Origin of the sequence: Streptomyces sp. TRM64462 (assembly GCF_013362995.1) — a bacterium.
Taxonomy (GTDB): domain Bacteria; phylum Actinomycetota; class Actinomycetes; order Streptomycetales; family Streptomycetaceae; genus Streptomyces.
In genome coordinates this window covers 1-26,198 of sequence record NZ_JABWDV010000374.1, presented here as the reverse complement: position 1 = coordinate 26,198, position 26,198 = coordinate 1, and the positions used below count along the sequence as shown (strand labels likewise).

Sequence of the window (26,198 nt, the reverse complement as noted above, 5' to 3'; positions counted from 1 at the left end):
CCCATTAGGCTGGGACCCGGTCCCTGTTTCATGCCCCACCCGCTCACCGAGGAGCACCCCGTGCTTGAGGCCTTCTTCTCCGCCCTGCTCGTCCTGGTCTGCGTCGGCGTCCTGGCGTTCGCCGGGCTGACCGTGAAGAAGCTGTACCAGGGCCAGCGCTGACCCCCGCCCACCCCCCCGCACCCGCACAGATCGCCTGAGCTGCCAGCCATGATCCAGATTCCGTCCGACCTGCACCCCGACCTCGTCCCGCTCGCCTTCCTGCTCGGGACCTGGGAGGGCGCGGGAGTGTACGACTTCCCCGGCACCGAGAAGTGCAACTTCGGTCAGTCCGTCACGTTCAGCCACGACGGCCGGGACGTCATCCAGTACGTCTCCCGCTCCTGGGTCCTGGACACCGACGGCAACAAGGTCCGCCCGCTGGAGAGCGAGAGCGGCTACTGGCGCGTCGGCGCGGACCGCCAGGTCGAGGTGGTCATGGTCCGCGACCAGGGCGTCGCCGAGATCTGGTACGGCGAGCTCGCCGACAAGAAGCCGCAGATCGACCTCGCGACCGACGCCGTCGCCCGCACCGCGGCCTCCGGCCCGTACAGCGGCGGCAAGCGGCTGTACGGGTACGTCAACAGCGACCTGATGTGGGTGGGCGAGAAGGCCACCCCCGAGGTGCCGCTGCGCCCCTACATGTCGGCGCACCTCAAGAAGGTCGTCACGCCGGAGGAGGTCGAGGCCATGGCCAAGAGCCTCGGTGACCTTCCGGACGACGGCATCGCCTTCTTCAAGTAGCCCTGAGCAGCCCTGGCCATTCCGGTCGGTGCTCCTACACTGGAGCGCGTGGTGAGCACCGACTGGAAGAGCGATCTCCGGCAGCGCGGTTACCGGCTGACGCCCCAGCGTCAGCTCGTCCTCGAGGCGGTCGACGTGCTGGAGCACGCGACGCCCGACGACATCCTGACCGAGGTCCGCAAGACCGCGTCCGGCGTGAACATCTCCACCGTCTACCGGACCCTGGAGCTCCTGGAGGAGCTCGGCCTGGTCAGCCATGCCCACCTCGGGCACGGCGCCCCCACCTACCACCTCGCCGCCCGCCACCACCATCTCCACCTGGTCTGCCGGGACTGCGGCGACGTCATCGAGGCCGAGGTCGGGGTGGCCGCCGAGTTCACCGACAAGCTCCGCGCCACCTTCGGCTTCGACACCGACATGAAGCACTTCGCGATCTTCGGGCGGTGCGAGGACTGCACCGCCGGGGCGTCGAACACGGAGTCGTAGGCTTTACGGCATGAAGAGCCCTCTGCTGTCCCTGCCCGGCGCCGTCCCCGCCGAGGGGCGGGACGAAGGTGTCGCCGCCCACTACGGCGACCCGTTCCGCGAGCAGCGCGCCCTCGCCGCCGGAACCGGCCTGGTCGACCTGTCCCACCGCGGTGTCGTCACCGTCACCGGCGACGACCGGCTGAGCTGGCTGCACCTGCTGCTCACACAGCACGTCAGCGACCTCCCGCCCGGACAGGCCACCGACGCGCTGATCCTCTCCGCGAACGGCCACATCGAGCACGCCCTGTACCTCGTCGACGACGGTACGACGGTCTGGGCGCACGTGGAGCCCGGCACGCAGGAGGCGCTCATCGGCTACCTGGAGTCGATGAGGTTCTTCTACCGCGTCGAGATCGCCGACCGTACGGAGGAGTTCGCCGTCGTGCACCTCCCGGCCGGCTCCATCGCCGAGGTACCCGAAGGGGTCGCCGTACGGGAGACCGCGCAGGGCCGCGACGTGTTCCTGCCGCGCGCAGGCCTGGAGGCGTACGCGCAGGCGAACGGCCCGCTCGCCGGGACCCTCGCGTACGAGGCGCTGCGCGTCGAGGCGCACCGGCCGCGGCTCGGCTTCGAGACCGACCACCGCACGATCCCGCACGAGATCGGGCTGATCGGCAGCGCCGTGCACCTCCAGAAGGGCTGCTACCGCGGGCAGGAGACGGTCGCCCGCGTCCACAACCTGGGGAAGCCGCCGCGCCGCCTCGTCTTCCTGCACCTGGACGGCAGCGAGGTCCACCTGCCGCCGCACGGCGCGCCCGTGCGGCTCGCGTCGGACGGCGAGGAGGGGCGGCAGCTCGGCTTCGTCACGACGGCGGTACGGCACTACGAGCTCGGGCCCATCGCGCTCGCGCTGGTGAAGCGGAACGTCCCGGTGGACGCCCCGCTCCTGGCGGGCGGCACGGCGGCGGCGCAGGAGACGGTCGTCGAGCCGTAGGCGCCATGCCGGTGCGCCGCACGAGGCGCACCGGCACGCGCCGCTCGGCCGGCGCCGCACGGCCCGTGCCGCGCGCCCCGCCTCATACCTCCAGCAGTACCGTGAACGGGCCGTGGTTCGTCAGCGAGACCCGCATCTCCGCGCCGAACCTGCCCGTCTCCACGGTCGCCCCGAGCTCCCGCAGCCTGGCCACCACCTCGTCGACGAGCGGCTCGGCCACATCGCCGGGCGCTGCCGCGTTCCAGGTGGGGCGGCGGCCCTTACGGGCGTCCCCGTAGAGGGTGAACTGCGAAATCACCAGCAAGGGTGCATTCACATCCGAGCAGGACTTCTCGCCGTCCAGGATGCGGACGGACCAGAGCTTGCGGGCGAGCTGGGCCGCCTTCTCGGGAGTGTCCTCGTGGGTGACGCCCACGAGGACGCACAGCCCCTCACCGACGATCTCGCCGACCGTCTCGCCCGCGACCTCGACGCGCGCCCCGTCCACCCTCTGTACCACTGCTCGCATGCCCCCCAACTTACCGAGGGCCGAACGGGTGCAGAGCACCTGCGCATCCCTTGCGGGAGTGGCACCATGCGTGCAGGCGGTGCGCCTGAGCACCGGTCGAGGGGACGGACACACATGAGTACACCTGGTCCCGGGCCGCAGAGCCCGGGCTTCGCTTCGATCACCTGCGCCGACTCCGGTCAGGGCTTCGACCGGTCCCGCCCGCCGATACAGCGAACCGCCGAAGGGGGCACGGGTGCTGTCGGGGCCCCCGTACCCCTGAAGGCGCTGCGTCTGGACCAGCTGCGGGCACTGCGGCGCGACTCGCACACGGACGAGGCGGACCTCAGTTACGTACGGCGGCTGCTGCAGGGCCGTATCGACATCCTCCGCGCCGAGCTGGCGCGCCGCGCGGCCCCTGAGGTGCCGGTGGTCCACCGGCTCTCGGAGATCCTCGCGGACGCCCCGTCCCGGCAGCACGGCCGCCGCAGCTCGGCGCGGCATGTGACGCTGTCGACGCCGAGGAGCGAGGAGTACCGGCTGCTGGCGGCGGAGATGCTGGCGGAGGTCGAGCTGTCGGACCTCGACGCCCGTACGGACGACGAACTGCACGAGGCGATGGGCCGCCTCGCCCGCTACGAGCAGGAGGTCTCGCGGCGCCGCCAGGAGCTGCAGCGGACGGCGGACGAGTGCAGCGCGGAGATCGCCCGCCGGTACAGGGAGGGCGAGGCCCAGGTCGACGACCTCCTCGCCTGAACCCCGCCGGCGCGGCCCGTCCGGGCGCGGCGGAAACGCGGCCCGTCCGGGCGCGGCGGAAAGTCGGGTGCGTGGGGGCGGGGGTGTGCTTAGCGTGTCGGGATGAGCTTCGACGCCTCCCCCGCCGGCACATCGCCTTCCTCCGCCGCACAATCCGCCACCACCTCCTCCTCTCCGTCTAGCTCTCCCTCTCCCTCTCCCTCCTCCGGCTCCGCGCCCGTCGTGCGCGGCGTGACCGAGGCGGACTTCCCCGACTGGCTGCGGGCCATCAAGACCGGGTTCCTGCAGCCGATGGCCGTGACGGACGAGGAGGTGGCCGCCCGGCTTCCGTATCAGGACTTCGCGCGGACCAAGGGGGCGTTCGACGGGGGGCGTTGTGTCGCCACGCTCCGGTCGTTCGCGCAGGAGCTGACGGCGGTCGGTGGCGGGGCGGTGCCCGCGAGCGCGGTGTCGGGCGTGACCGTGTCGCCGACGCACCGGCGGCGCGGGCTGCTCGGCGAGATGATGCGGGCCGAGCTGGCGGAGTCCAAGGAGCGGGGCGAGGTCGTCTCGACGCTGATCGCGGCCGAGTACCCGATCTACGGGCGGTACGGCTACGGGCCGGCGAGCTGGACGACCGCGTGGCAGGTCGACGTGCGCCGGTCGGGCCTCGACCCGCGCTGGTCCGGGCCCGAGGACGGCGGCCGGATCGACCTGGTCGACCTCGCGGACTTCCGCACGCTGGGCCCGGAGCTGCACGACCGGGCGCGGGCGCTGCGGCACGGCATGGTGAGCCGTACGAAACGGGGCTGGGACAACCGTACGGGCGTGAACCCGCCGCCGAGCGAGCCGTGGAAGGAGCGGTTCCACGCCACGTACCGCTCGGCCTCCGGGGAGCTGGAGGGCTACGTCGCGTACGGCTGCGACGACACGTGGGACGACAACAAGCATCCGCTGAACACGGCGACCGTCCACGATCTGATCGCGGTGACGCCGGCCGCCGAGCGGGCGCTGTGGCGGTTCGTGTGCTCGGTGGACTGGGTGGCGTTCGTGAAGAGCGACTACCGGGCGCCTGACGATCTGCTGCCGCTGCTGCTGCCGGACCCGCGGGCGGCGAAGGTGCTGACGCACACGGACCTGCTGTGGGTGCGGATCCTCGACGTCGTCCGGGCGCTGGAGGCGCGGACGTACGGGACGTCGGGGTCGCTGGTGCTGGACGTGCGGGACGCGGCCGGGCTGGCCGGGGGCAGGTTCCGGCTGGACGCGGCGCCGGAGGGCGCGGTGTGCGCGCCGACCACGGAGTCGGCCGACCTGGTCATGGACGTGGCGGAGCTGGCGGCGCTGTATCTGGGGGACGAGTCGGTGGCGCGGCTGGTGGCGCTGGGCCGGGTCGAGGAGGCCCGGGCGGGCGCGGCGGCGCGGGCGGACCTGCTGCTGCGGGCGCCGCGGCGGGCGTGGTGCCCGGACATCTTCTGACGAGGGGTGTCACGTCGCGTCGGGTACGGCAGGCAGGACGTTCTCTGCCGGGTGCGGGCGGCCGTCCGTCTCGGTGGTGGTGATGCCGGGACCGGCGTCTCGACGCGGCGGGCGGCGCTACGATCACGAGCAGGTGAGTCGACGGGCGGGGGCGGGGGTCTGGTGTGACGCTCGTGGTCATCGGGGCGAGTCCGGCGGTCGCGGCCGCCGCTGCGACGCTGCCTGTCGATCTCGTACACGTACGGATGCCGGGGGCGCCGGTGCTGGGCGCGGGGGTGCTCGGGGCGGAGGTGCTGGGCGCGGAGGTGCTCGGGGCGCGCCTGCGCGGTGAGTACGCCGTGGACTATCAGCACGCGCCCGCCTTCCTCCCGTTCGTCGACGAGGTGCTGCGGCCGCTCGCCCCCGGCGCCGTCGTGTCGCTCACCGAGCTGGGCCTGGAGCCCGCGGCCGTCGCCGCGCGGCGGCTGGGCGCGGCCGGGGTGCCCGTCGAGGTCGTACGGGCCACCCGGGACAAGCGGGAGATGCGGCGGGTCCTGGCGCGGAAGGCGCCGCACCTCAACCCGGCGTTCGCGCCGGGCGACGCCGGTACGGAGGCGGTCGCCGCGCTGTTCGCCGGGGGCGCGCGGGTGGTGGCCAAGCCGGTGGCGGGTACCGGCAGTCACGCCGTCGCACTGCTCCGTACCCCCGCCGACCTGCCGGCGGACCGCCGGAACGGCGCGACGCTGCTCGAACGGTACGTGGAGGGGCGGGAGTTCAGCGTCGAGGCGCTGTCGTCGGGCGGGCGGCACACGGTCCTGGGCGTCGCCGAGAAGCGGACCACCGGGGACGGGTTCGTGGAGGTCGCCCACATCATGCCGGCGCCCTCGCTCACCGCGGCCGAACGGCGCGACGTGGAGCGGGCCGTCGGCGAACTGCTGGACGCCGTGGGGCTGGTGGACGGGCCGAGCCACACGGAGGTGAAGGTCGGCGCCGACGGGCGGGTCACCGTCATCGAGACGCACAACCGCCCGGGCGGGGACGGCATCGCCGACCTCGTACACCTCACCACCGGTGTCGACTGGCGCCGGGCGGCACTCGGCTGGGCGGTCCGCGTCCCTCCGCGCACGGGCGACGTGACGCCGGTGGCCGCCGCCGCGACCGTCTTCTTCACCGCGCCGCCCGGCCGCGTCGGCGCGGTGGCGGGGCCTCCACGGGAACTGGGCGCGGGCGGTGCGGGCGGTGCGCGCGGTGCGGGTGCGGGCGGTGCGCGTGGTGCGGGCGGGGTGCGGATCGTGGAGTGGGACGTACAGGTCGAGCCGGGCGATCCCGTGTACGCGCTGCGCTCGTCGGCGGACCGGCTGGGAATGGCGGTCCTCGCGGCGGAGGGGGACGCGGGGGCGGCGGTGTGCGCCTCGGCGGTCGATGAGTTGATGGCGTATCAGGTCGTTGTCACCACACAGGAGGAGGACCAGCCATGACGGTCGGTGTCGCGGGACCCCTTGTCGATGTGAGGTGGCTGGCCTCGCGCCTCGACGCCCCGGGCCTCGTCGTGCTCGACGCGTCCGTGGGCGCGCACCGGGGCGTGGCGCGGCGGATACCGGGAGCGCGGTGCTTCGACATCGACGGGTCGCTGTCCGACCCCGGGTCGCCGCTGCCCCACACCATGCCGGACGCGGACAGGTTCACGGAGGAGCTGCGGGCGCTGGGCGTGGACGACACGAGCACGGTCGTCGTGTACGACGCTGCCGGCGTCTACTCCAGCGCCCGCGCGTGGTGGATGCTGCGCGCGATGGGCTTCGACCGGGCGGCGGTGCTGGACGGCGGGCTGCCGGCGTGGGAGGCGGCGGCCGGGGCGCCGGTGGAGGACGCCGCGCCCGCGCGGTCGGCCCCGGTACGGGGCGGGTTCACCGCGCGGCCACGGCCGGGGCTGCTGGTGGGGAGCGGTGAGGTGGCGCGGGCGCTGGAGGACCCGGCCGCGCTGGTGCTGGACGCCCGCACCCGGGGCCGCTTCACCGGTACGGCGCCCGAACCGCGCCCGGGGCTGCGGGGCGGCCACATGCCGGGCGCGGTCAACCTGCCGTTCGGTGACGTCCTGGGCGGTGACGGGCGGATGCGGCACCCGGCGGAGCTGCGCGCGCGGTTCGCGGAGGCGGCGACGGCGGGCGCGGGGACGGGGCCTGGGCCGGGCGCGGGCGCCGACGCGGACACGGGCGCGGGCGCGGGTGCCGACGCGGGTGCGGGTCCGGGGGCCGGGCCCGAGCGTCTCGTCTTCACCTGTGGCTCCGGTGTCACGGCCTGCGTCCTGGCGCTGGCCGCCGAACTGGCCGGCTACCGCGATCTGTCGGTCTACGACGGTTCCTGGAGCGAGTGGGGCCTCCCGTCGGCGGACCGCCCTGTGGTGACCGGGGCGGCCTGAGGCACGGCCCGGTGCGCGGCCCGGTGCGCGGGTCTTCGGGGCGGGCCCAGGAGGAGGGCCGCCCTGGGCGTGGCGCGGTGCAGGACGGAACGGCCGGTGCGGGCCGTGGTGATCAGGCCCGCGGCGCGCAGGGCGGCGGTGTGCGCGGAGATCGTCGCGTTGCTGACGCCCAGGGCGCGGGCCAGGCCGGTGGTGGTGCCTTCGGTGTGTTCGGGTTCGGTGAGGTGCAGCAGGATGTCCAGGCGGGTACGGCCCAGGATCCCGGCCAGCGCGGCCGGCGGGGCGTCCTCGGCCGCGTCCCGTTCATCGAACGGCGCCGGTGGGCCGGGTGCCGAGGCCGCGTACGTCACGACGAGCGGCCCGCCCGGCGGGCGGCACAGCAGCGGTGCGCCGCGCCAGTGGAACGTCGGGAGCAGCAGCACCCCCTGCCCGTCCAGCTCGACGTCTCGTACAGGCCCGCGCCCGCGCCCGCGCCCTTCTCCGGGCCCCGGTACCGCCACCGCCCCGGCGGCCGGCAGCTCCCACACCGCGCCGTGCACGACGCCGCCCGGAACCAGCGCGGCCAGCGCCGCTCCGACCCCGTGCTCGGCGACCGCCAGCGCGTAGCGCGTGAACTCCGCGTGGTGCAGGTCCTGCACCAGCGGCCACACGGGCCCCAGCATCGCGTCGAACGCCGCCCGCTGGGCCCGCCGTACGACCCGCCAGGCCTCCGCGTCGCCCCGGTGCAGCCCCTGGACCCACGCGGGCGCCGGGCGGCGCCTGCCCTCGTACACCCGCTCCAGCTCGGACCGTACGAGGTCGGGCGGGGTGGCCCGTACGGTCTCCAGCGCGCCGCTCAGCGAGTCGTCCACGACGTCGAGGAAGCGCGGCGCCCGCGGCCCCGGCGCGAGGTCGCGCAACGGCTCGGCCGCGGCGGGTACGGCTCGCAGCAGCCGCTGCCGCCATGGACCGGGCGAGGGACCGGGCGGCCCGGCATGCCGGGTGAGCAGCATGAACGCCGCGTTCAGCTCCTGGAGCGGCGCCGGCCGGGGCGCGAAGCGGACGCGCGCGAGATCGGCGGCGGTGAGACGGATCCGTACGACGGCCGACGACCCGGCCGACGACCCGGCCGACGACCCGGCCGGCGACCCGGCCGGCGACCCGGCCGGCGATCCTGCCGGTACCGGCATCTGACGCTCCACGGCTACGCGTCTCGGCCGGCTTCCCGGGCCGCACGTTCCAGCCGGCTCCGATAGCCCTCCCACCACACCGCGTCGCCCGGGGGCATGCTGTCGTTGCCCTTGTTCATCCCGACGGCGCCGTCGATGAGCTCCCTGACGATATCGGCGTGCCCGGCGTGCCGGTGCGTATCGGCGATCACTCGCACCACGGCATGATGCAACGTCACCTCGTCCCGGCCGTCTGGCCACCACGGCACCCTGCCGACCGTGTCCAGCGCCAGGGCGTCGATCGTCGCGTCCGCGTGGGCCCACGCCCGCCGGTAGAGCTCCACGATCCGCCCGCGTGGCTCGTCGGCGGTGGCCCACATGTCCGCGTTGGGTTCGGCACCTTCTTCGGTACTTTCGTCGTGCCAGGGCAGCGGCTCCCCGGACGGCCGTCCGAAGGTGTCGCCGAGGTAGCCGAGCTCCACACCGGCCGCGTGTTTCACCAGGCCCAGGAGGTTGGTGCCGGTCGGTGTCAGCGGGCGGCGAATGTCGTACTCCGAGAGCCCTTCGAGCTTCCACAGCAGGGCATCACGGGCCGACTGCAGGTAGAAGCGAAGGTCAGCCTTGGCATCCGATCCGGTCATGGCGCCAGTCTGCCTCTCGCGCGATCTTCGGCCACCGCAATTTTCAGCCGCCGAGTTCGGCCGCCGAGTTCAGCGGCCGAGTCCAGCCGCCGAGCGCGCAGCGCCCCGATCGCCGACGGCTTCCTCAGCGACGGCCCAGGATCTCCGCGATCCGGATGAAACCGTCTGCGCCGTACCCCCGGCCGACAGCGCGGCGGGCCATGCCTTCGGCCGCGCGCATCACGCCCGCGTCGATGCCGTGGGCCTCCGACGTCTGAACGATATGGGCCATGGACGACACCGCCGAGGTGATCGGGTTGCCTTCGCCGGAGAAGCTGCCGCTGTCCAGGTCCTCCGCGGCCTCTTCGAAGATCGGTGGGAGGATCGCACCGATGCCCTGGGCGAACGGAGCGAGTTCGCGCGCGGTGATGCCTTCCGCTCGCGCCACCGCCAAGGCGTGCGCGTAGCCGGCCATCGCGGTCCAGAAGATGTCGAGCAGCGCGATGTCGTACGCCGCGGCCCGGCCGATCTCCTCGCCGAGGTGGGTGTGGGTGCCGCCCAGCGCGCCCAGCAGGCTCCGGTGCTCTTCGTAGAGGTCCTCGGGGCCGGCGTGGAGGAACACCGCGGCAGGCGTGCCGATCGTCGGGGTCGGCGTCATGATCGCACCGTCCAGGTAGCGGATGCCGTGGCCGATGGCCCAGGCCGCCGTGTCCCGGGCCCGGTCCGGCGTGTCGGCGGTCAGGTTCACGACGGTGCGCCCCTTGAGCGCGTCGGTGACCGCGTCACGCCGCAGAACGCTGTCCGCCGCGTCATAGTTCACCACGCAGACCACGGTCAGCCCGCTCGCGGCGACCGCCTCTTCGGCCGACCGCGCGCCGACCGCGCCCCGCGCGATCAGGTCCTGGTCCTTGCCCGGCGTCCGGTTCCAGACCGTGGTCCGCAGGCCTGCGTCCAGGAACGCACCGGCCAGGGACCGGCCCATCGGCCCCAGACCGAGGACGGTGACGGCAGACTGTTCGAGGTGCGGGGACATGCTTCAACTCCCGTATATGGCTTCAAAACGTATCGAGTGGGGTGGATATGACGCGCGGTCGTGCCCAGGACACGAATGTCTGTGGAGTAACCGCCGCGATCGCTGTGATCGACGGCAAGTGGAAGACCGCTCTGCTCTGGCTTCTGGAGTCGGGGCCGCACCGCCCCGGCGAGCTGCGGAGGCGGCTGCCGGGCCTGAGCGAGAAGGTGCTGACTCAGGCGCTCCGCGAGATGGAGGCGGACGGCCTTGTGCACCGGGAGGTGCACGATGTGCTGCCGCTGAAGACGGTGTACTCGCTGACCGGCTTCGGTCGCGAGCTCTCCGAGGTCCTGGCTCCCCTTTCCGACTGGGGCCACCGCCGCCTGGAGAAACTGGCCGAGGAGCAGTCGGCCCTCTGACCGCCCGCGACCAGATTGGCCCCCGCTCTCAGATGCTGCCAAGTACCCACAAAAAAGTGGGTACTTCGGGGCCGCAGTGGGACGGGCGGGCATGGCCGAGCGGTCGGCGCACCGGCCAGGGGGGGGTGGTGTGAAGTGGCGGGTCGAACTGCCGTAAGCCTTCAAGCCTTCACCCGCGATGACGGAAAGGGGAGTACCCACTCCTTTCCACTCTCAACGTATAGCGCGCCAGGGGGCTTGCGGCAAGGCCCCGGTCGTGCCGCAGAATCGTCGACCTGGCCCAGAAATTGCGGGAATCAGGTATTCGCGAAGTACGGGGGGTTTCATGACGGACGTGATCGTGGTCGGCGGCGGACCGACCGGTCTGATGCTGGCGTGCGAGCTGCGGCTGGCCGGGGTGCGCGTGGTCGTGCTGGAGAGGCTGGCCGAGCCGACCCGGCAGTCCCGCGGGCGCGGTCTGCACGCGCGCAGCGTGGAGGTGATGGACCAGCGCGGCCTGCTGGACCGGTTCCTCGCGGTCAGTGAGAAGTTCCAGGTCGGCGGGCTCTTCGGCGGCATCATCAAGCCGTGGCCCGACCGGTTGGACACGGCTCACCCGTACGGCCTCGCCACCCCGCAGCCGGTCACCGAGCGGCTGCTCGACGAGCGTGCCGTCGAACTCGGTGCCGAGATCCGGCGCGGCCGCGAAGTGGCCGGGCTGAGCCAGGACGAGGACGGGGTGACCGTCGAGCTGGCGGACGGCACGCGGCTGCGCTCGCGCTACCTCGTCGGGTGCGACGGCGGCCGCAGCACGGTGCGCAAGCGGCTCGGAGTCGGCTTCCCCGGCGAGCCCGCCAGGGTCGAGACGCTGCTGGGCGACATGGAGGTGACCGAGGATCCGGCGACGGTCGCCGCCGTCGTCGAGGAGGTCCGCAAGACCCAACTGCGGTTCGGCGCCATCGCCGACGTGGACGGGAACGAGGGGCTGTACCGCATCATCGTGCCCGCCGAGGAGGTGTCCGAGGACCGGACGACAGCACCGACCCTTGACGAGTTCAAGGGCCGGCTGCGGGCCGTCGCGGGTACCGACTTCGGCGCGCACTCGCCGCGCTGGCTGTCCCGGTTCGGCGACGCCACCCGGCAGGCCGAGCGCTACCGCGTGGGCCGGGTGCTGCTGGCCGGCGACGCGGCGCACATCCACCCGCCGACCGGTGGGCAGGGGCTCAACCTCGGCGTCCAGGACGCGTTCAACCTCGGCTGGAAACTGGCCGCCGAGGTCAACGGCTGGGCGCCGGAAGGGCTGCTGGACACCTACCACACCGAACGGCACCCGGTGGGCGCCGCTGTGCTGGACAACACCCGCGCGCAGATCACGCTCCTGGGCACCGATCCGGGCGCGACCGCGCTGCGCGAGCTGTTCTCGAAGCTGATGGACTTCGAGGAGGTGAACCGGTACGTGACCGAGATGATCACAGCGGTCGGCGTCCGCTACGACGTCGGCGAGGGCCACGACCTGCTCGGCCGCCGCCTGCGTGACGTGCGGCTGAAGCGGGGCCGCCTCTACGAGCTGACGCACGCCGGCCGCGGACTGCTCCTCGACCAGACCGGCCGGCTCTCGGTCACGGGGTGGGCGGACCGCGTCGACCACGTCGTCGACGTCAGCGAGGAACTGGACGTGCCCGCGATACTGCTGCGCCCGGACGGCCACGTGGCATGGGCCGGCGAAGACCAGCAGGACCTGCTCAGCCGCCTGCGGCAGTGGTTCGGAGCCCCCGTCGGCTGAGTGGCCACGAGCCGGTGTTGCGTGCTTCTGCAAGCGGTCGCTTGCAATTGTTAGCAGGTGTGGTGCACCATCGGGGCATGGCATCGCTCAACGTCGGCAACCTCGGTGAGTACCTTCGCGAGCAGCGGCGCACCGCGCAGCTCTCCTTGCGGCAGCTCGCCGAAGCCGCCGGGGTGTCCAATCCGTATCTGAGCCAGATCGAGCGCGGGCTGCGCAAGCCGAGCGCGGAGGTGCTCCAGCAGGTCGCCAAGGCGCTGCGGATCTCCGCCGAGACCCTGTACGTACGCGCCGGGATCCTGGACGAGCGGGACCGCGAGGAGCTGGAGACGCGCGCCGTCATCCTCGCCGACCCGTCGATCAACGAGCGGCAGAAGCAGGTGCTGCTCCAGATCTACGACTCGTTCCGCAAGGAGAACGGGTCCGATGCGGACAGCGGCGGCAGTGGTGCCGGAGCAGCAGGTACAGGCTCATCCGAACTCTGACTCCGTGACACACGGGAGGACCCCAGCCCATGGCCATCATCGACGAGCTCCGCACGCCCCTCTACTTCGCCGCCGGTACGGCGGACCTCGCCCTGCAGCAGGCCCGAAAGGTCCCCGGGATCATCGAGCAGATCGCAGCGGAGGCCCCCGGCCGTGTCGAGGCCGTGCGGAACACCGACCCGAAGGCCGTGCAGGAGAAGGTGGCCGCGCAGGCCAAGGAGGCCCAGTCGGTCGTCCAGGCCCGGTTCGCCGAGCTGGTCGAAGGGCTCGACACCGACCTGAAGAAGCTCGGCGAGACCGCGCAGGGCCTGGCGCTGCGCGGGGTCGGCGTCGCCGCCGAGTACGCGGTCAAGGCGCGCGAGACGTACGAGAAGGTCGCCGAGCACGGCGAGCAGGCCGTGAAGACCTGGCGCGGCGAGGCCGCCGACGAGATCACCGAGATCGCCGTCGCCGTCGAGCCCGACCCGGAGCCGGCGGCGTCGGCCTCGGCGTCGGAGGCCCCCGAGCCCGCCCCCGCGCCCGCGCAGGCCAAGGGCGAGAGCCAGGCGGCTCCCGCCGCCAGGAAGGCCCCCGCCCGCAAGGCCCCCGCCAAGAAGGCCGCGCCCGCCGGCAGCGGGAAGTAATCGTGCGTACGCCCGGTCGGCATCGGCCGCCCGGCCGGGCACATTCCCGCACACCGGGGCGTTGTACGGGTACCTTGGCCGCGAGGCGCTTCAACCACTGATTAGGCGGTGCTCACCATGCTGATGTCCGGATTCAACTCGTTGGTCGGGCTGCTCTTCATCGGCATGCTCGTGTTCGCCGTCGTGGCGTTCGTCTTCGCGGCGATCGCCCGCGAGGACGCCTACCGGGCCGCGAGCAAGCAGAGCAAGCAGTTCTGGCTGATCATTCTGGGCATCACGGTCGTCGTCGATCTGCTCCTGCCCATGCTGTTCCTGCAGATCGCCGGGCTCATCGCGACGATCGTGTTCATGGTCGACGTCCGGCCCGCCCTCCAGCAGGTCTCCGGCGGTGGCCGCGGCGGCCGCCGCGGCTCCAGCAGCGACGGTCCGTACGGGCCGTACAACGGCGGGCGGTGAGCCCCGACGGGCGGTGAGCCCCGACGGGCGGTAAGCCCCGACGGGCGGGCGGCACGGTTCAGCGTGCCGCGCGGTCCAGCAGCAGGACCGCCACGTCGTCCGTGAGCTCGCCGCCGTTCAGCCGCCGCACCTCCGCCACGGCCGCCTCCAGCAGCTCCTCGCCGCGCAGGCCACGCTCCAGCTGCCGGTCCACCATCGCGACCATGCCGTCCTGGCCCAGCCGCGGCGACCCCGGCCCCTCCGAGCGCCCCTCGATCAGCCCGTCCGTGTACATCATCAGGCTCCACACCCCGCCCAGCTCCACCTGCCGCCGCGGCCACCGGGCGCGCGGCAGCAGACCCAGGGCGGGGCCCCCGTCCTCGTACGGGAGGAGCCGCGCGCCCCGCCCGGGGCGGGCCACCAGCGGCGCCGGGTGCCCGGCCAGGCACAGCCCGGCACGGCGCCCGTCGGGCGCGATGTCCACGGTGCACAGCGTCGCGAAGATCTCCTCGCTCTCCCGCTCGTGCTCCAGGACCTGCTGCAGCGTCGAGAGCAGCTCGTCCCCGCACAGGCCCGCGAACGTCAGCGCCCGCCACGCGATGCGCAGCTCCACGCCCAGCGCCGCCTCGTCCGGGCCGTGCCCGCACACGTCGCCGATCATCGCGTGGACCGTGCCGTCCGGCGTACGCACCGTGTCGTAGAAGTCACCGCCCAGCAGGGCGCGCGAGCGGCCCGGCCGGTAGCGGGCGGCGAACCGCAGCTCGGAGCCCTGGAGCAGCGGCGTCGGCAGCAGGCCCCGCTCCAGGCGGGCGTTCTCCTGGGCCCGCAGCCGTGACTCGGCCAGCTTCACCTGCGCCGAGTCGGCCCGCTTGCGCTCCACGGCGTACCGGATGGCGCGGCTCAGCAGCGGCCCGTCCAGCTCCTCGCGGAACAGCCGGTCCTGCGCGCCCGCCCGTACCGCGTCCGCCGCCAGCGCGGCCTGCTCGGACGTGGCCAGGACCAGGACGGCGTGCCGCGGGGCGACCTGGAGGACGTGCCGCAGCGGCGCCAGCGGGCCGTCGCCGCCGCCCCGCGCGGACGGCGGGAGGTCCAGGTCGATCAGCACGCAGTGGACGTCGTCGGTGAGCAGCCGCTCCGCCTCCGTGAGGTTGCGGGCGGTACGGATACGGACCCGGCCGCCGGCCGCGTCGACCAGCTCGGGGACGGTGAAGGTGCCCGTCGGATCGGCCTCGATCACCAGCAGCGTGAGGTCGCCGCCGTGCCCCTGGTCCGGGTCCTGCACCGGGTCCTGGACCGGGTCCGGGTCCACGGGCTGCTCCAGGGGCTGTTCGAGTGTGTTCACCCTCTGTCGCGGTACGGGCACGGATGCGGGCATCGATACGTTTTCCTTCCCTCCCCCCGAGGGCACGGGTGGAGCGCCGGACGACGCCCCGCCGACCGGGACCATAGCGGCACCCGGTGCCCGAACGGAATGGTGATCAGCGAAGAGCCGTCGGCATATGCCCCGCTAGGGGAGGTAGTTGGGCACCGCCCCATGAGAAACATCACCCGGGGGGCGCACAGGCCGGGGCCGCCTCCCGCACGCGTGGGTCGTTTGCGCCGTACGGGGCGGTCCGCCCCTGTTTGCCGTCTGCCTGCTGTTCGCCCGGTCGCCTACTTGTCGGGGCGTACGACGCCGAGAATCGGCATCGAGCCCGCCCCGGCGACCGTGACGTTCCGGCCGGGGCGCGGGGCGTGGACCATGCGGCCGTCGCCTATGTACATGGCCACGTGCGTGGCGTCCGCGAAGTAGATGATCAGGTCGCCGGGGCGCATGTCCTTGACGGCGACGCGCGGCAGCAGCCGCCACTGCTCCTGCGAGGTGCGCGGGATGGCCGTACCGGCCACGCCCCAGGCCCGCTGGGTCAGCCCCGAGCAGTCGTACGCGTCCGGGCCCTCGGCGCCCCACACGTACGGCTTGCCTATCTGGGAGGTGGCGAACTCGATGGCCGCCTTGCCGGCCGGGCTCGCGCTGCGGTTGATCTCCCGCAGGGCGCCCGAGTCCAGCCACTCCGTCTGGGCGCGGAGCTGCGCCTGCCGCTCCAGCTCCCGCAGCCGCTCGCGCTCGGCGGCCGCCAGCTCGGACTCCAGCTTCTCGGCCGCGGCGATCTTCTCCGTGATGACCTTCCTGGCCTTCGCCTGGGCGGCCCGGTGCGCCTCCAGCCTCGCCCACTCGGTGCCGGCGTCCTGCGTGTACGTCTCCAGGTCGTCCTGGCGCTGCTTCAGCTCGGTCAGCAGGTCCCGGGTGGCCTTCTGGCCCTGGAGGAGGCGGCCGGCGCCCTCCAGGAACAGCTGCGGGTCGTCCGTGAGGACGAGCTTGGCCTCCTCCGGTATCCCGCCGCTGCGGTACTGGGCGCGGGCCGCGGCGCCGGCGCGCGCCTTCAGGCTCTCGATGCGGGCCTGGCCCTCGATGATCGCCGCGGAGAGCTTCACGATCTCGGCGGACTGCTTCTCGGCCTTCTCCTCCGCGAGGTTGTACGCGTCGGTGGCGGAGGCCGCCTGCCGGTACAGGCCCTCGATCTCGGCCCGCACCTCTTCCAGGCTCTTCTTCGGCTGGTTCGGCTGGTTCGGCTGGCCGGGCGGCCGGGCGGGGCCGCTGGGTGACGGGGCGGGGGACGGCGCCGCGAACGCGGCGGTGGCCGGTACCGCGAGCGCGGTCGTCAGGGCGCACACCACGGTGATCGCGGCGACGGCGCAGCGGCGTCGATTCACAGGCTCCCCCTCCGGACCTCGACCTGCCGGTCGGCACCGCGTTGTCCGTTCTCTCTGTCTTACCGTCAGTAACGCGCGATGCCCCGGCGATCGTGCCATGTCGTACGCGAAAGTAACAGGGCCCTACGACAACGACCCCGCCGCCCCTACGCCCCGCCTCGCCTAGGCCCCGCCTACGCCCCGCCCCACGCCCGCGGCGCGAGCGCCGGCCACGGCACTGTCAGTTCGCCCTGGCGCAGCCGCCGTCGGCCGTCCCGCACCGGCCAGTCGGCCGACAGGGCGGCCGCCGTCGCCAGCCACCGCTGCCGCGCGCCCAGCGAGGCGTACGGGGCCGCCGCCGCCCACGCGCGGTCGAAGTCCCGCAGGAACGCGTGCACCGGCTCCCCGGGGACGTTCCGGTGGATCAGCGCCTTCGGCAGCCGTTCCGCCAGGTCCGACGGGCGGTCCAGCGACCCGAGCCGCGTGGCGAACGTCACCGTCCGCGGACCCTCGGGCCCGAGCGCCACCCACACGTGACGGCGCCCGATCTCGTCGCAGGTGCCCTCCACCAGCAGCCCGTCCGGCGCGAGCCGGGCGCACAGCCGCGCCCACACGGCGGCGACCTCGTCCTCCTCGTACTGGCGCAGCACGTTCGCCGCCCGGATCAGCGCGACCGGCTCCGCGACCGGCACCTCGAAGCCGCCGTGCACGAACGCCAGCCCTTCGCGCGCGTAGGGCGCGGCCGCGGCGACCCGCTCCGGGTCGATCTCGACGCCCACCACCCGCGCGCGCGGATCGGCGTCCCGGCGGAGCCGGTCCAGCAGCTCGACGGCCGTCCAGGGCGCCGCCCCGTACCCGAGGTCGACGGCGACCGGCGCGCCGGCGCTGCGGCGCAGCGCGGGCCCGTGCGTGGCCGCTATCCAGCGGTCCATGCGGCGCAGCCGGTTCGGGTTGGTGGTCCCGCGCGTGGGGGTGCCGAGGGGGCGGCTGCCGGAGGGGCGGGAGGTGCGCGGGGCCATGACGACGAGCGTAAACGAGCCGTCATCGGCACCCACGCCCCGTAATGAATTGGCAAAGCGGACGGGGTGGCGGAAATGAAGGGGGCCGTTCCGCTGTTGAGCGCGTACGGAGAGGAGCACACCCCTCTCCATTGCCATGTACGCGATGTACGCCATGTACGCGATGTGCGCGAGGTACGCGATGTGCGCGAGGTACGCGAAGTGCGCGAGGTACGCGAAGTACGTCCGCTACTGCCCCTGCGCGGAAGGACCGACGACGTGAGCCAGTACGTGTCCCGGTTCGCCGGCACCCTGGTACCGCCGCCCAGGCTCCGGCTGCCCGGCCGCCACCGGGGTCACCGCGGCCACCGGAGCCCCCGCCGTATCGCGATGCTCAGCGTCCACACCTCGCCCCTGCACCAGCCGGGGACGGGCGACGCGGGCGGCATGAACGTCTACATCGTCGAGCTGGCGAAACGTCTCGCCGCCATCGGCATCGAGGTGGAGATCTTCACGCGTGCCACCGCCGGAGGCCTGCCCCCGGCCGTGGAGCTGGCGCCGGGCGTGCTCGTACGGCACGTCGACGCGGGCCCGTACGAGGGCCTCAACAAGGAGGACCTGCCGGCCCAGCTCTGCGCCTTCACGCACGGCGTCATGCAGGCGTGGGCCCGCCACCGCCCCGGCCACTACGACCTGGTGCACTCCCACTACTGGCTCAGCGGCCACGTCGGCTGGCTGGCCGCCGAGCGCTGGCGCACCCCGCTCGTGCACGCCATGCACACCATGGCCAAGGTCAAGAACGCCGCGCTCGCCGACGGCGACACCCCCGAGCCCGCGTCCCGCGTGATCGGCGAGACGCAGATCGTACGGGCCGCGGACCGGCTGATCGCCAACACGGAGGGCGAGGCCGCCGAACTGATCCACCACTACGAGGCCGACCCCGCGCGCGTAGCGGTGGTCCACCCGGGCGTGAACCTGGACCGCTTCGCCCCCGCGGACGGCCGCGCGGCGGCCCGCGCCCGCCTGGGCCTGCCGCAGGACGCCTTCGTACCGCTCTTCGCGGGCCGCATACAGCCGCTGAAGGCCCCGGACGTCCTGCTCCACGCCGCCGCCCGGCTCCTCGACGCGGACCCGTCGCTGCGCTCCCGCATGGTCGTCCCGGTCGTCGGCGGGCCCAGCGGCAGCGGCCTCGCCAAGCCCGAGGGCCTGCAGAAGCTCGCCGCCCGGCTGGGCATCGCGGACGTCGTGCGCTTCCACCCGCCGGTGGCGCAGCCGCAGCTCGCCGACTGGTTCCGCGCGGCCAGCGTCCTCGTCATGCCGTCGCACAGCGAGTCCTTCGGCCTGGTCGCCATCGAGGCCCAGGCCACCGGCACGCCCGTCGTCGCGGCCTCCGTGGGCGGCCTCCCGGTCGCCGTGCGGGACGGCGAGACCGGCTACCTCGTACGGGGCCACGACCCCGCCGACTACGCGCGCGTGCTGCGCCGCTTCACGGACGATCCGGGCCTCACCACCCGCATGGGCGAGGCCGCCGCCCGCCATGCCCGCGACTTCGGCTGGGACAGCGCGGCGTCGGCCACCGCCGACGTGTACACGGCTGCCATGCACGAGCACCGCGGTCGCGTACGCTCGGCCCATGGCTGACGCACAGCAGATCATCGAGTCCGCACTGCGCGACGCCGACCTGGCGTGGGAGTCACCCGAGCCCGGGTCGTACGTCGTCACACTCCCCGGCACGAACAAGCTGTCCACGACGCTGTCCCTGCGCCTCGGCAACCACTCGCTGTCGCTGAACGCCTTCGTGATCCGCCACCCGGACGAGAACGAGGCGGGCGTCCACCGCTGGCTGCTCGAACGGAACCTGAAGCTGTACGGCGTCGGGTACGCGATCGACGGCCTCGGCGACGTCTACCTGACCGGCAAGCTGCCGCTCTCGGCGGTCACGCCGGAGGAGCTGGACCGCCTGATGGGCTCCGTCCTGGAGGCGGCGGACGGCGCGTTCAACACGCTCCTGGAACTGGGCTTCGCGACGGCCATCCGCAAGGAGTACGAGTGGCGCGTCGCCCGCGGCGAGTCCACGCGCAACCTGGAGGCGTTCACCCACCTGACGCAGCCGTCGAAGGGCTGACGCCGGGGGGCGTACGACACCCCCGTGTCCGTACGCCCCCAGAACCCTCTTACGCGCCGCACGCGCCGCACGCGCCGCACTGCCCCTTTACGCGGCGGCGGCCTTCTCCGCGCCCTTCTCGTCGCGCTCGTCGTGCGCCTCGCGCCCCTCGCGCCCCTCGCGCACGGGAGCCCCGCCGCCCCGCACACCACGCTCCTCCTCGTCCTCCTTGCCCTCCTTGCCCTCCGCCTCCGCCGCCTCGTCGCCGGCCAGTGCGCGCCGCAGCAGCAGCGCGTACCCGGCCGCCGCGATCGTGCCGACCACCGCGCAGCCGAGCCACAGCGCCTTCGGACCCGGCCCGCTGACGACCCAGCCGGCCATGATCGGGGCGATGAACCCGGCGACCGACCAGGACATGCCCATCACGCCCTGGTACCGGCCCCGGGCGTGCACCGGGGCGAGCCGCGCGGTGGCGGCGGCGTTCGTCGGGACGTGCACCATCTCGCCGATCGTCCACACCACGACCGTCGCCGCGAACAGCAGCGGCGTACCGGCCAGCGCCGTCGCGCCCGTACCGACGGCGAACAGCAGCGCGGACACCGTGAGCAGCGTCGCGGGCGACCGCTTCTCGGTGATCCTGTTGACCAGGAGCTGGAAGCCGACGATCACCACACCGTTGACCGCGATGACCTTGCCGTACGCGTCCGGGGCCAGCCCCTCGGCGGTCATCGTCAGGGGCAGGCCGACCCACGGGGTGCTGAAGACGGTGCAGACGAGCAGGTTGAGCAGCACGAGCGTCCGGAACGGCCCGTCCCGCAGCACGTCGAGCGTCGACAGCCGCACGCCGCCGTCGGCCCCGTCGCCGGAGTCACCCTCCGCCCCGGACCCGCCCTCCTTCTCCACGGACGCCGTACGCCGCTCCGGCCGCGTCTCCGGCAGCTTCAGGAACACGATCAGGGCGCACAGCGCCACCGCCACCGCCTCCGCCACGAACAGCGTCCGGTAGCCGAGGAAGAGCGCTGCGCCGCCGCCCGTGGCCGCGATGGCGAAGCCCAGGTTGAGCGCCCAGTAGTTCAGCGCGTACGCCCGCCGCCGGTCGTGCTCCGGCACCTGGTCCGCGATGGTCGCGCCGATCGCGGGCCGCACCGACTGCATGGTCACGCCCATCAGCAGCACCACGACCGCCACGGCCCACGGGCTGGTCACGACCGCGAGGGAGGCGGCGCCCGCCGCCGTCCCCAGGTGTCCGGTCACCATCGTCGGGCGCCGCCCCCACCGGTCGCTGAGCATCCCGCCGAGCGGGGCGCCGGCGATGCCGCCGAGCCCGTGCAGGGCGATGACGAGCCCCGCGTACCACCCGGAGAAGCCCAGCTCCTGGGTCAAGAAGAGCGACAAGAAGGTCAGAACGAAGGCGCCCGTGCGGTTCACCAGCGTCGACAGCCACAGCCACCAGAAACCGGGGGGCAGTCCGGAGACGGTACGACGTGCCGAACGTATGAGCGGGACGATGGACACGCGTGCTCCCCCGTAAGTGCCTGATTGCCTACCCGGAACTTACGAGCCCGCGGTGCCCCTCAGCCACTGAATTGACGCGGCCCGTCAAGCGTCGGAGGCGTCCATTAATCTCGTACGCATGGCCGACGCACCGTACAAGCTGATCCTCCTCCGCCACGGCGAGAGCGAGTGGAACGCGAAGAACCTGTTCACCGGCTGGGTGGACGTCAACCTCACCGAGAAGGGCGAGAAGGAGGCGGTCCGCGGCGGTGAGCTGCTGAAGGACGCCGGTCTGCTCCCCGACGTACTCCACACGTCCCTCCAGAAGCGCGCGATCCGCACCGCGCAGCTCGCCCTGGAGGCCGCCGACCGCCACTGGATCCCGGTTCACCGCTCCTGGCGACTGAACGAGCGCCACTACGGCGCCCTGCAGGGCAAGGACAAGGCGCAGACGCTCGCCGAGTTCGGCGAGGAGCAGTTCATGCTGTGGCGCCGCTCGTACGACACGCCGCCGCCGGCCCTCGCGGACGACAACGAGTTCTCGCAGGCCCACGACCCGCGCTACGCGACGATCCCGAGCGAGCTGCGCCCGCGCACGGAGTGCCTGAAGGACGTCGTCGAGCGCATGCTGCCGTACTGGTACGACGGCATCGTCCCGGACCTGCTGACCGGCCGTACGGTCCTGATCGCCGCCCACGGCAACAGCCTGCGCGCGCTGGTGAAGCACCTGGACGGCATCTCCGACGCCGACATCGCGGGCCTCAACATCCCGACGGGCATCCCGCTGTACTACGAGCTGGACGCCGACTTCAACCCGGTCACGCCGGGCGGCAAGTACCTCGACCCGGAGGCCGCCGCGGCCGCCATCGAGGCCGTCAAGAACCAGGGCAAGAAGAAGTAAGCCCGTAAGCCCGCGCTGTCAGGAATTCCCGTGAACGAGCCCCTCGCCGACCGGTCCGCCGTCGACGGGGGGCTCGTCTGGTACGTGTCGTACGGCTCGAACACGCACCCCGGCCGGCTGGCCTGCTACCTCGCGGGCGGGCGGCCCGCCGGAGGGACGCGGACGTACCCGGGCTGCCGGGACGGGCGGGCGCCGCGGAGGAGCGTGGCGCTGGAGGTGCCGGGCGCCCTGTACTTCGCGACCGAGTCGCCCGTCTGGACCGGCGGCCGGGCCTTCTACGACCCGGACGCGCCCGGCTCACGGGTGCTGGCGCGGGCGTACCTGGTCTCGGAGGCCCAGTTCTCGGACATCGCGGCGCAGGAGATGTACCGCGAGCCCGGCGCCGCCCCGGACCTCGACGTCACGGCGGCGGTACGGGACGGCAGGGCGGCCCTCGGACCGGGGCGGTACGAGACGCTGGTGTGCCCCGGCCGGCTGGACGGCCGTCCGCTGCTCACGTTCACGGCGCCCTGGGCGATGGACGGCGTGCCGTGGACCAGGCCGTCGGCCGCGTACGTACGCCACCTCTACCTGGGCCTGCTCGGCGCGGGCGACGCCTGGCCGTCCGCCACCGTCGCCGCGTACCTGGCGGCCTCCCCGGGCGCGGCCGGCCACTGGACGGCCCGCCGGATCATGAACCTGGCTGAGGCCCTGCCCGGACGGTGACGGTGCCCCCCGGTACGGACAGGGCCCGGGCGTGTGCTGCGGCCGCCTCCTACCCGCAGCAGCCGCCGCACTGGCAGGACCCACCCGACTGGCAGCCGCAGCCGCAGCCCGAGCCGCAGCCGCAGGCGCCCAGCAACGGCAGACAGCGCGCCCCGCGCACTTCGACGGGGCCTTCCTCGTACTCGGCGTGGGTGGTGGGGGAATCGGCCATGGGTTCCTCCTGAACGGGAGTACGTCGCCTTCCCCCATTGCATGCCCACCCGGCAGGGCGCATCAACGGCGCACGGATGCGCCCCACACCCCTACGCGCCTCTCGCACTGCTGCGCAGCCACGCCGCGGAGCGGCACATCGGACACAGCGGGGGCGCTGCGCCGGACTCCGTCCGGCGGCCGGGCGCGGGGCCGGCGGCGGTGCCAGGGGGTGGTCGGGGGCTGGTGCTCAGGCGCCCTCGACCGGCGCCTCCGGCTGCTGGAGTTCGTCGGCGTACTCGCCCGTGACCAGGTACACGACCCGCTTCGCCACCGACACCGCGTGGTCCGCGAAGCGCTCGTAGTAGCGGCCCAGCAGGGTCACGTCGACCGCGGTCTCGATGCCGTGCTTCCAGCGGTCGTCCATCAGGTGCTGGAACAGCGTCCGGTGCAGCAGGTCCATCTCGTCGTCGTCCTGCTCCAGCTGGAGCGCCAGGTCGACGTCCTTCGTGATGATGACCTCCGCCGCCTTCGCCATCAGGCGCTGCGCGAGCTGGCCCATCTCCAGGATCGTGGCGTGCAGGTCGTTCGGCACGACACGCTCCGGGAAGCGCAGCCGCGCCAGCTTCGCCACGTGCTGCGCCAGGTCGCCCGACCGCTCCAGGTCGGCGCTCATCCGCAGCGACGTCACGACGATCCGCAGATCCGTCGCGACCGGCTGCTGGCGGGCCAGCAGGGCTATGGCGCGCGCCTCCAGGTCGTGCTGGAGGTCGTCGACCTTCTGGTCGGCCTCGATCACGGCCTCCGCCAGCTTCAGGTCCGCGTCGAGCATCGCCGTCGTGGCGCGCCCGATCGCCGACCCGACGAGCCGGGCCATCTCGACCAGGCCCTCGCCGATCGAGTCCAGTTCCTCGTGGTACGCGTCCCGCATGGATGTCCCTCTCTCACTACGTACGGGGGTCCGGGTGGGGCTGAGACACTCCCTGGACCCCACGCTGTCACGGTCCGGGGGCGACAAGTCGGGGGCCTCCCTCACAAGTGAACCGCCACCGTCCCCTCGGTGAACTCTGGGCGACGACTGTTCGAGCAGCCACCCGGACGGCTGGGAGAGTGTCCGCGACCATGCCTAACCTGGATGCATGGACGTGAACGCGGCGGTCGCCGCAGCGGCAGCGATCGCCGGGTTGCTCACCGGCGTCATCGCCATGCTGGCGTTCCGCTGGAGCGAGCGCGACCAGGCGCGGCCCACCCGCTCGTCCCTGCACACGGACGCCGTGCTGCCCCCGGGTGTCGACACGGTCCTGTCCGTACTCCGCTCCTCCGCCGTCGTCCTCGACGAGAGCGACTCCGTCGTCAAGGCCAGCTCCGCAGCGTACGCGCTCGGGCTCGTCCGCGGCGGGAAACTGGCCGTCGACTCCATGCTCCAGATGGCCCGCGACACCCGGCGCGACGGCGAGATACGGCAGGTGGAGCTGGACCTGCCCCGGCGCGGCACCGGCCGCGGCGAGGCACTCGCCGTGTCCGCCCGCGTCGCCCCGCTCGGCTCCCGCCTGGTCCTCCTCCTCGTCGAGGACCTCACCGAGGCACGCCGTATCGAGGCCGTACGGCGCGACTTCGTCGCGAACGTCAGCCATGAGCTCAAGACCCCCGTCGGCGCGCTGTCCCTGCTCTCCGAGGCCGTCATGGACGCCGCCGACGACCCCGAGGCGGTCACCCGCTTCTCCGGGCGGATGCAGGTCGAGGCCACCCGGCTCACCAACCTCGTACAGGAGCTCATCGACCTCTCCCGCGTCCAGAACGACGACCCGCTGGACGACGCCGAGTCGGTACGGGTCGACGAGCTCGTCGCCGAGGCCGTGGACCGCTCCCGGCACACCGCCACCACCAAGAACATCACCATGGCCGCCGGCGGCACGGCCGACCTGCACGTCTGGGGCCACCGCGGCCAGCTCGCCGCCGCCCTCGGCAACCTCGTCGAGAACGCCGTCAACTACTCTCCGGCCCACACCCGCGTCGGCATCGCCGCCCGCCGCGTCACCGCACCCGGCGGCGACCTCATAGAGATCGCCGTCACCGACCAGGGCATCGGGATCCCCGACAAGGACAAGGAGCGCATCTTCGAGCGCTTCTACCGCGTCGACCCGGCCCGCTCCCGCGCCACCGGCGGTACGGGCCTCGGCCTGGCCATCGTCAAGCACGTGGCCGCCTCGCACGGCGGCGAGGTCACCGTCTGGTCCACCGAGGGCCAGGGCTCCACGTTCACCCTGCGGCTCCCGGAAGCGGGCGCCGCCCGCGGCCGCGGCCGCGGGGACCACACCACCCAGAGCTCCGCGATCACCAACGAACCACTCTCTGCCCCGGAGGTCCTTCCGTGACCCGAGTGCTTGTCGTCGAGGACGAGGAGTCCTTCAGCGACGCCCTGTCCTACATGCTCCGCAAGGAGGGATTCGAGGTCGCCGTCGCGACCACCGGGCCGGAGGGCCTCGACGAGTTCGAGCGCAACGGCGCGGACCTCGTCCTCCTCGACCTGATGCTGCCCGGCCTCCCGGGCACGGAGGTCTGCCGGCAACTGCGCAACCGCTCGAACGTCCCCGTGATCATGGTCACCGCGAAGGACAGCGAGATCGACAAGGTCGTCGGCCTGGAGATAGGAGCCGACGACTACGTCACCAAGCCGTTCTCCACGCGCGAGCTGGTCGCCCGCATCCGCGCGGTGCTCCGCCGCCGCGGCGAGCCGGAGGAGGCCGCCCCGGCGGCCCTGGAGGCCGGCCCGGTACGGATGGACGTGGACCGCCACGTCGTCACCGTCGACGGCGGCAAGGTGGACCTGCCGCTGAAGGAGTTCGACCTCCTGGAGATGCTCCTGCGCAACGCGGGCCGCGTCCTGACCCGCATGCAGCTCATCGACCGCGTCTGGGGCGCCGACTACGTCGGCGACACCAAGACCCTCGACGTCCACGTCAAGCGCCTCCGCGCCAAAATCGAACCGGACCCGGGCGCCCCGCGCTACCTGGTGACGGTCCGGGGCCTGGGCTACAAGTTCGAACCGTAGGCCGCGGGCCATGGGGCGTAGGCCCGCCCTGGGCCGCGGGCCCGGCCTCCCGTCGGCGGACGGAGTCCGGCGCAGCGCTCCGAAGCCCGCGGAGCGGTGCGAGGGGCGCCATCGGGATGGGGCTCGAACCGGACCCGGGCGCCCCGCGCTACCTGGTGACGGTCCGGGGCCTGGGCTACAAGTTCG

Annotated in this window: 28 protein-coding genes; 18 read left to right on the top strand and 10 right to left on the bottom strand. The window is 73.2% G+C overall.

The genetic code is table 11. The features are described from left to right. Nucleotides 1-210: 210 nt before the first annotated feature. From HTZ82_RS21055 to HTZ82_RS21045, 3 genes are read left to right on the top strand one after another with little or no spacing between them, the layout of a single operon-like run. Nucleotides 211-783, top strand: coding sequence for an FABP family protein (locus HTZ82_RS21055; RefSeq protein WP_175411001.1), 573 nt, complete (start codon nt 211-213; stop codon nt 781-783). A 48-nt stretch (nt 784-831) separates the two neighbouring features. Further along, nucleotides 832-1,269 carry a transcriptional repressor gene (locus HTZ82_RS21050; protein WP_175411000.1) on the top strand — a complete coding sequence of 146 codons (438 nt, stop codon included), beginning with the start codon at nt 832-834 and terminating at the stop codon, nt 1,267-1,269. A 10-nt stretch (nt 1,270-1,279) separates the two neighbouring features. After that, nucleotides 1,280-2,245, top strand: coding sequence for a folate-binding protein YgfZ (locus HTZ82_RS21045; protein ID WP_175410999.1), 966 nt, complete (start codon nt 1,280-1,282; stop codon nt 2,243-2,245). 82 nt (nt 2,246-2,327) lie between these two features. Here HTZ82_RS21045 and dtd read toward each other — a convergent pair whose 3' ends face one another. Beyond that, the gene (gene dtd, locus HTZ82_RS21040) at nt 2,328-2,753 is read right to left on the bottom strand and encodes a D-aminoacyl-tRNA deacylase (protein ID WP_175410998.1); all 426 of its coding nucleotides are present in this window, start codon (nt 2,751-2,753) and stop codon (nt 2,328-2,330) included. Nucleotides 2,754-2,867: 114 nt separating this feature from the next. Between dtd and HTZ82_RS21035 the strand changes: the two genes are divergently transcribed. The 4 genes from HTZ82_RS21035 to HTZ82_RS21020 all read left to right on the top strand — a co-directional run bounded on the left by HTZ82_RS21035 (nt 2,868) and on the right by HTZ82_RS21020 (nt 7,338). Next, nucleotides 2,868-3,488 carry an ABC transporter substrate-binding protein gene (locus HTZ82_RS21035; protein WP_175410997.1) on the top strand — a complete coding sequence of 207 codons (621 nt, stop codon included), beginning with the start codon at nt 2,868-2,870 and terminating at the stop codon, nt 3,486-3,488. Between the two features lie 102 nt (nt 3,489-3,590). Further along, nucleotides 3,591-4,943: a GNAT family N-acetyltransferase gene (locus HTZ82_RS21030; RefSeq protein WP_175410996.1), complete on the top strand. Its 1,353-nt coding sequence runs from the start codon at nt 3,591-3,593 to the stop codon at nt 4,941-4,943. Between the two features lie 164 nt (nt 4,944-5,107). Next, a complete protein-coding gene (locus HTZ82_RS21025; protein WP_309235598.1) occupies nt 5,108-6,400 on the top strand; it encodes an ATP-grasp domain-containing protein in 1,293 nt (430 codons plus the stop codon). Next, a complete protein-coding gene (locus HTZ82_RS21020) occupies nt 6,397-7,338 on the top strand; it encodes a sulfurtransferase (RefSeq protein ID WP_175410995.1) in 942 nt (313 codons plus the stop codon). The genes HTZ82_RS21025 and HTZ82_RS21020 overlap by 4 nt, the downstream gene beginning before the upstream one ends. Here HTZ82_RS21020 and HTZ82_RS21015 read toward each other — a convergent pair. The 3 genes from HTZ82_RS21015 to HTZ82_RS21005 all read right to left on the bottom strand — a co-directional run bounded on the left by HTZ82_RS21015 (nt 7,269) and on the right by HTZ82_RS21005 (nt 10,139). Continuing rightward, a complete protein-coding gene (locus HTZ82_RS21015; RefSeq protein WP_175410994.1) occupies nt 7,269-8,507 on the bottom strand; it encodes a helix-turn-helix transcriptional regulator in 1,239 nt (412 codons plus the stop codon). The two genes, HTZ82_RS21020 and HTZ82_RS21015, sit on opposite strands and share 70 nt — an antisense overlap. A 14-nt stretch (nt 8,508-8,521) precedes the next feature. Further along, nucleotides 8,522-9,127, bottom strand: coding sequence for a DinB family protein (locus HTZ82_RS21010; RefSeq protein WP_175410993.1), 606 nt, complete (start codon nt 9,125-9,127; stop codon nt 8,522-8,524). A gap of 124 nt (nt 9,128-9,251) precedes the next feature. Further along, entirely contained in the window at nt 9,252-10,139 is an 888-nt protein-coding gene (locus HTZ82_RS21005; RefSeq protein WP_175410992.1) for an NAD(P)-dependent oxidoreductase, read from the bottom strand. 47 nt (nt 10,140-10,186) lie between these two features. On the opposite strand from HTZ82_RS21005, the gene HTZ82_RS21000 reads away from it, so the two are divergent. The 5 genes from HTZ82_RS21000 to HTZ82_RS20980 all read left to right on the top strand — a co-directional run bounded on the left by HTZ82_RS21000 (nt 10,187) and on the right by HTZ82_RS20980 (nt 13,860). Continuing rightward, nucleotides 10,187-10,537 carry a helix-turn-helix domain-containing protein gene (locus HTZ82_RS21000; protein WP_175410991.1) on the top strand — a complete coding sequence of 117 codons (351 nt, stop codon included), beginning with the start codon at nt 10,187-10,189 and terminating at the stop codon, nt 10,535-10,537. Nucleotides 10,538-10,862: 325 nt separating this feature from the next. After that, nucleotides 10,863-12,299: a rifampin monooxygenase gene (gene rox, locus HTZ82_RS20995; RefSeq protein ID WP_175410990.1), complete on the top strand. Its 1,437-nt coding sequence runs from the start codon at nt 10,863-10,865 to the stop codon at nt 12,297-12,299. Nucleotides 12,300-12,376: 77 nt separating this feature from the next. Beyond that, a complete protein-coding gene (locus HTZ82_RS20990; protein ID WP_175410989.1) occupies nt 12,377-12,781 on the top strand; it encodes a helix-turn-helix domain-containing protein in 405 nt (134 codons plus the stop codon). Between the two features lie 29 nt (nt 12,782-12,810). Further along, nucleotides 12,811-13,404 carry a hypothetical protein gene (locus tag HTZ82_RS20985; RefSeq protein ID WP_175410988.1) on the top strand — a complete coding sequence of 198 codons (594 nt, stop codon included), beginning with the start codon at nt 12,811-12,813 and terminating at the stop codon, nt 13,402-13,404. Nucleotides 13,405-13,521: 117 nt separating this feature from the next. Next, on the top strand, nt 13,522-13,860 hold the full coding sequence (locus tag HTZ82_RS20980; protein ID WP_175410987.1) for a DUF2516 family protein: 339 nt from the start codon (nt 13,522-13,524) through the stop codon (nt 13,858-13,860). Between the two features lie 58 nt (nt 13,861-13,918). Here HTZ82_RS20980 and HTZ82_RS20975 read toward each other — a convergent pair whose 3' ends face one another. The 3 genes from HTZ82_RS20975 to HTZ82_RS20965 all read right to left on the bottom strand — a co-directional run bounded on the left by HTZ82_RS20975 (nt 13,919) and on the right by HTZ82_RS20965 (nt 17,588). Beyond that, the gene (locus tag HTZ82_RS20975; RefSeq protein ID WP_175410986.1) at nt 13,919-15,214 is read right to left on the bottom strand and encodes a PP2C family protein-serine/threonine phosphatase; all 1,296 of its coding nucleotides are present in this window, start codon (nt 15,212-15,214) and stop codon (nt 13,919-13,921) included. A 278-nt stretch (nt 15,215-15,492) separates the two neighbouring features. After that, the gene (locus tag HTZ82_RS20970; RefSeq protein ID WP_175410985.1) at nt 15,493-16,590 is read right to left on the bottom strand and encodes a C40 family peptidase; all 1,098 of its coding nucleotides are present in this window, start codon (nt 16,588-16,590) and stop codon (nt 15,493-15,495) included. Nucleotides 16,591-16,763: 173 nt separating this feature from the next. Beyond that, complete coding sequence (locus tag HTZ82_RS20965; RefSeq protein ID WP_175410984.1) at nt 16,764-17,588, bottom strand: class I SAM-dependent methyltransferase; 825 nt, start codon at nt 17,586-17,588, stop codon at nt 16,764-16,766. A gap of 258 nt (nt 17,589-17,846) precedes the next feature. Between HTZ82_RS20965 and mshA the strand changes: the two genes are divergently transcribed. Both mshA and HTZ82_RS20955 read left to right on the top strand, forming a co-directional pair. Then, complete coding sequence (mshA, locus tag HTZ82_RS20960; protein ID WP_175410983.1) at nt 17,847-19,208, top strand: D-inositol-3-phosphate glycosyltransferase; 1,362 nt, start codon at nt 17,847-17,849, stop codon at nt 19,206-19,208. Then, nucleotides 19,201-19,692 carry a YbjN domain-containing protein gene (locus HTZ82_RS20955; protein WP_175410982.1) on the top strand — a complete coding sequence of 164 codons (492 nt, stop codon included), beginning with the start codon at nt 19,201-19,203 and terminating at the stop codon, nt 19,690-19,692. Before mshA ends, HTZ82_RS20955 begins: the two co-directional genes overlap by 8 nt. An 87-nt stretch (nt 19,693-19,779) precedes the next feature. Here the strand turns inward: HTZ82_RS20955 and HTZ82_RS20950 are convergent, their stop codons facing one another. Further along, on the bottom strand, nt 19,780-21,186 hold the full coding sequence (locus HTZ82_RS20950; RefSeq protein WP_175410981.1) for an MFS transporter: 1,407 nt from the start codon (nt 21,184-21,186) through the stop codon (nt 19,780-19,782). Nucleotides 21,187-21,304: 118 nt separating this feature from the next. On the opposite strand from HTZ82_RS20950, the gene HTZ82_RS20945 reads away from it, so the two are divergent. After that, nucleotides 21,305-22,066: a phosphoglyceromutase gene (locus tag HTZ82_RS20945; RefSeq protein ID WP_175410980.1), complete on the top strand. Its 762-nt coding sequence runs from the start codon at nt 21,305-21,307 to the stop codon at nt 22,064-22,066. A gap of 30 nt (nt 22,067-22,096) precedes the next feature. Beyond that, entirely contained in the window at nt 22,097-22,771 is a 675-nt protein-coding gene (locus HTZ82_RS20940; protein ID WP_309235597.1) for a histone deacetylase, read from the top strand. Nucleotides 22,772-22,820: 49 nt separating this feature from the next. On the opposite strand, the gene HTZ82_RS20935 is transcribed toward HTZ82_RS20940, so the two are convergent. Then, a complete protein-coding gene (locus HTZ82_RS20935; protein ID WP_175410979.1) occupies nt 22,821-22,982 on the bottom strand; it encodes a hypothetical protein in 162 nt (53 codons plus the stop codon). Nucleotides 22,983-23,210: 228 nt separating this feature from the next. Beyond that, the gene (phoU, locus tag HTZ82_RS20930) at nt 23,211-23,891 is read right to left on the bottom strand and encodes a phosphate signaling complex protein PhoU (RefSeq protein WP_175410978.1); all 681 of its coding nucleotides are present in this window, start codon (nt 23,889-23,891) and stop codon (nt 23,211-23,213) included. Nucleotides 23,892-24,099: 208 nt separating this feature from the next. Between phoU and HTZ82_RS20925 the strand changes: the two genes are divergently transcribed. Together HTZ82_RS20925 and HTZ82_RS20920 are read left to right on the top strand one after the other, a co-directional pair. Then, nucleotides 24,100-25,335, top strand: coding sequence for a cell wall metabolism sensor histidine kinase WalK (locus tag HTZ82_RS20925; RefSeq protein ID WP_175410977.1), 1,236 nt, complete (start codon nt 24,100-24,102; stop codon nt 25,333-25,335). Continuing rightward, complete coding sequence (locus HTZ82_RS20920) at nt 25,332-26,012, top strand: response regulator transcription factor (RefSeq protein ID WP_175410976.1); 681 nt, start codon at nt 25,332-25,334, stop codon at nt 26,010-26,012. Before HTZ82_RS20925 ends, HTZ82_RS20920 begins: the two co-directional genes overlap by 4 nt. The last annotated feature ends 186 nt before the right edge of the window (nt 26,013-26,198 follow it).

Bases quoted from the DNA above. Each gene is read 5' to 3' on its own strand.
- HTZ82_RS21055 (WP_175411001.1), top strand. From the start codon at position 211: ATGATCCAGATTCCGTCCGACCTGCACCCCGACCTCGTCCCGCTCGCC.
- HTZ82_RS21045 (WP_175410999.1), top strand. From the start codon at position 1,280: ATGAAGAGCCCTCTGCTGTCCCTGCCCGGCGCCGTCCCCGCCGAGGGG.
- dtd (WP_175410998.1), bottom strand. From the start codon at position 2,753: ATGCGAGCAGTGGTACAGAGGGTGGACGGGGCGCGCGTCGAGGTCGCG.
- HTZ82_RS21035 (WP_175410997.1), top strand. From the start codon at position 2,868: ATGAGTACACCTGGTCCCGGGCCGCAGAGCCCGGGCTTCGCTTCGATC.
- HTZ82_RS21030 (WP_175410996.1), top strand. From the start codon at position 3,591: ATGAGCTTCGACGCCTCCCCCGCCGGCACATCGCCTTCCTCCGCCGCA.
- HTZ82_RS21020 (WP_175410995.1), top strand. From the start codon at position 6,397: ATGACGGTCGGTGTCGCGGGACCCCTTGTCGATGTGAGGTGGCTGGCC.
- HTZ82_RS21015 (WP_175410994.1), bottom strand. From the start codon at position 8,507: ATGCCGGTACCGGCAGGATCGCCGGCCGGGTCGCCGGCCGGGTCGCCG.
- HTZ82_RS21010 (WP_175410993.1), bottom strand. From the start codon at position 9,127: ATGACCGGATCGGATGCCAAGGCTGACCTTCGCTTCTACCTGCAGTCG.
- HTZ82_RS21005 (WP_175410992.1), bottom strand. From the start codon at position 10,139: ATGTCCCCGCACCTCGAACAGTCTGCCGTCACCGTCCTCGGTCTGGGG.
- HTZ82_RS21000 (WP_175410991.1), top strand. From the start codon at position 10,187: ATGACGCGCGGTCGTGCCCAGGACACGAATGTCTGTGGAGTAACCGCC.
- rox (WP_175410990.1), top strand. From the start codon at position 10,863: ATGACGGACGTGATCGTGGTCGGCGGCGGACCGACCGGTCTGATGCTG.
- HTZ82_RS20990 (WP_175410989.1), top strand. From the start codon at position 12,377: ATGGCATCGCTCAACGTCGGCAACCTCGGTGAGTACCTTCGCGAGCAG.
- HTZ82_RS20985 (WP_175410988.1), top strand. From the start codon at position 12,811: ATGGCCATCATCGACGAGCTCCGCACGCCCCTCTACTTCGCCGCCGGT.
- HTZ82_RS20980 (WP_175410987.1), top strand. From the start codon at position 13,522: ATGCTGATGTCCGGATTCAACTCGTTGGTCGGGCTGCTCTTCATCGGC.
- HTZ82_RS20975 (WP_175410986.1), bottom strand. From the start codon at position 15,214: ATGCCCGCATCCGTGCCCGTACCGCGACAGAGGGTGAACACACTCGAA.
- HTZ82_RS20965 (WP_175410984.1), bottom strand. From the start codon at position 17,588: ATGGCCCCGCGCACCTCCCGCCCCTCCGGCAGCCGCCCCCTCGGCACC.
- HTZ82_RS20955 (WP_175410982.1), top strand. From the start codon at position 19,201: ATGGCTGACGCACAGCAGATCATCGAGTCCGCACTGCGCGACGCCGAC.
- HTZ82_RS20945 (WP_175410980.1), top strand. From the start codon at position 21,305: ATGGCCGACGCACCGTACAAGCTGATCCTCCTCCGCCACGGCGAGAGC.
- HTZ82_RS20935 (WP_175410979.1), bottom strand. From the start codon at position 22,982: ATGGCCGATTCCCCCACCACCCACGCCGAGTACGAGGAAGGCCCCGTC.
- phoU (WP_175410978.1), bottom strand. From the start codon at position 23,891: ATGCGGGACGCGTACCACGAGGAACTGGACTCGATCGGCGAGGGCCTG.
- HTZ82_RS20925 (WP_175410977.1), top strand. From the start codon at position 24,100: ATGGACGTGAACGCGGCGGTCGCCGCAGCGGCAGCGATCGCCGGGTTG.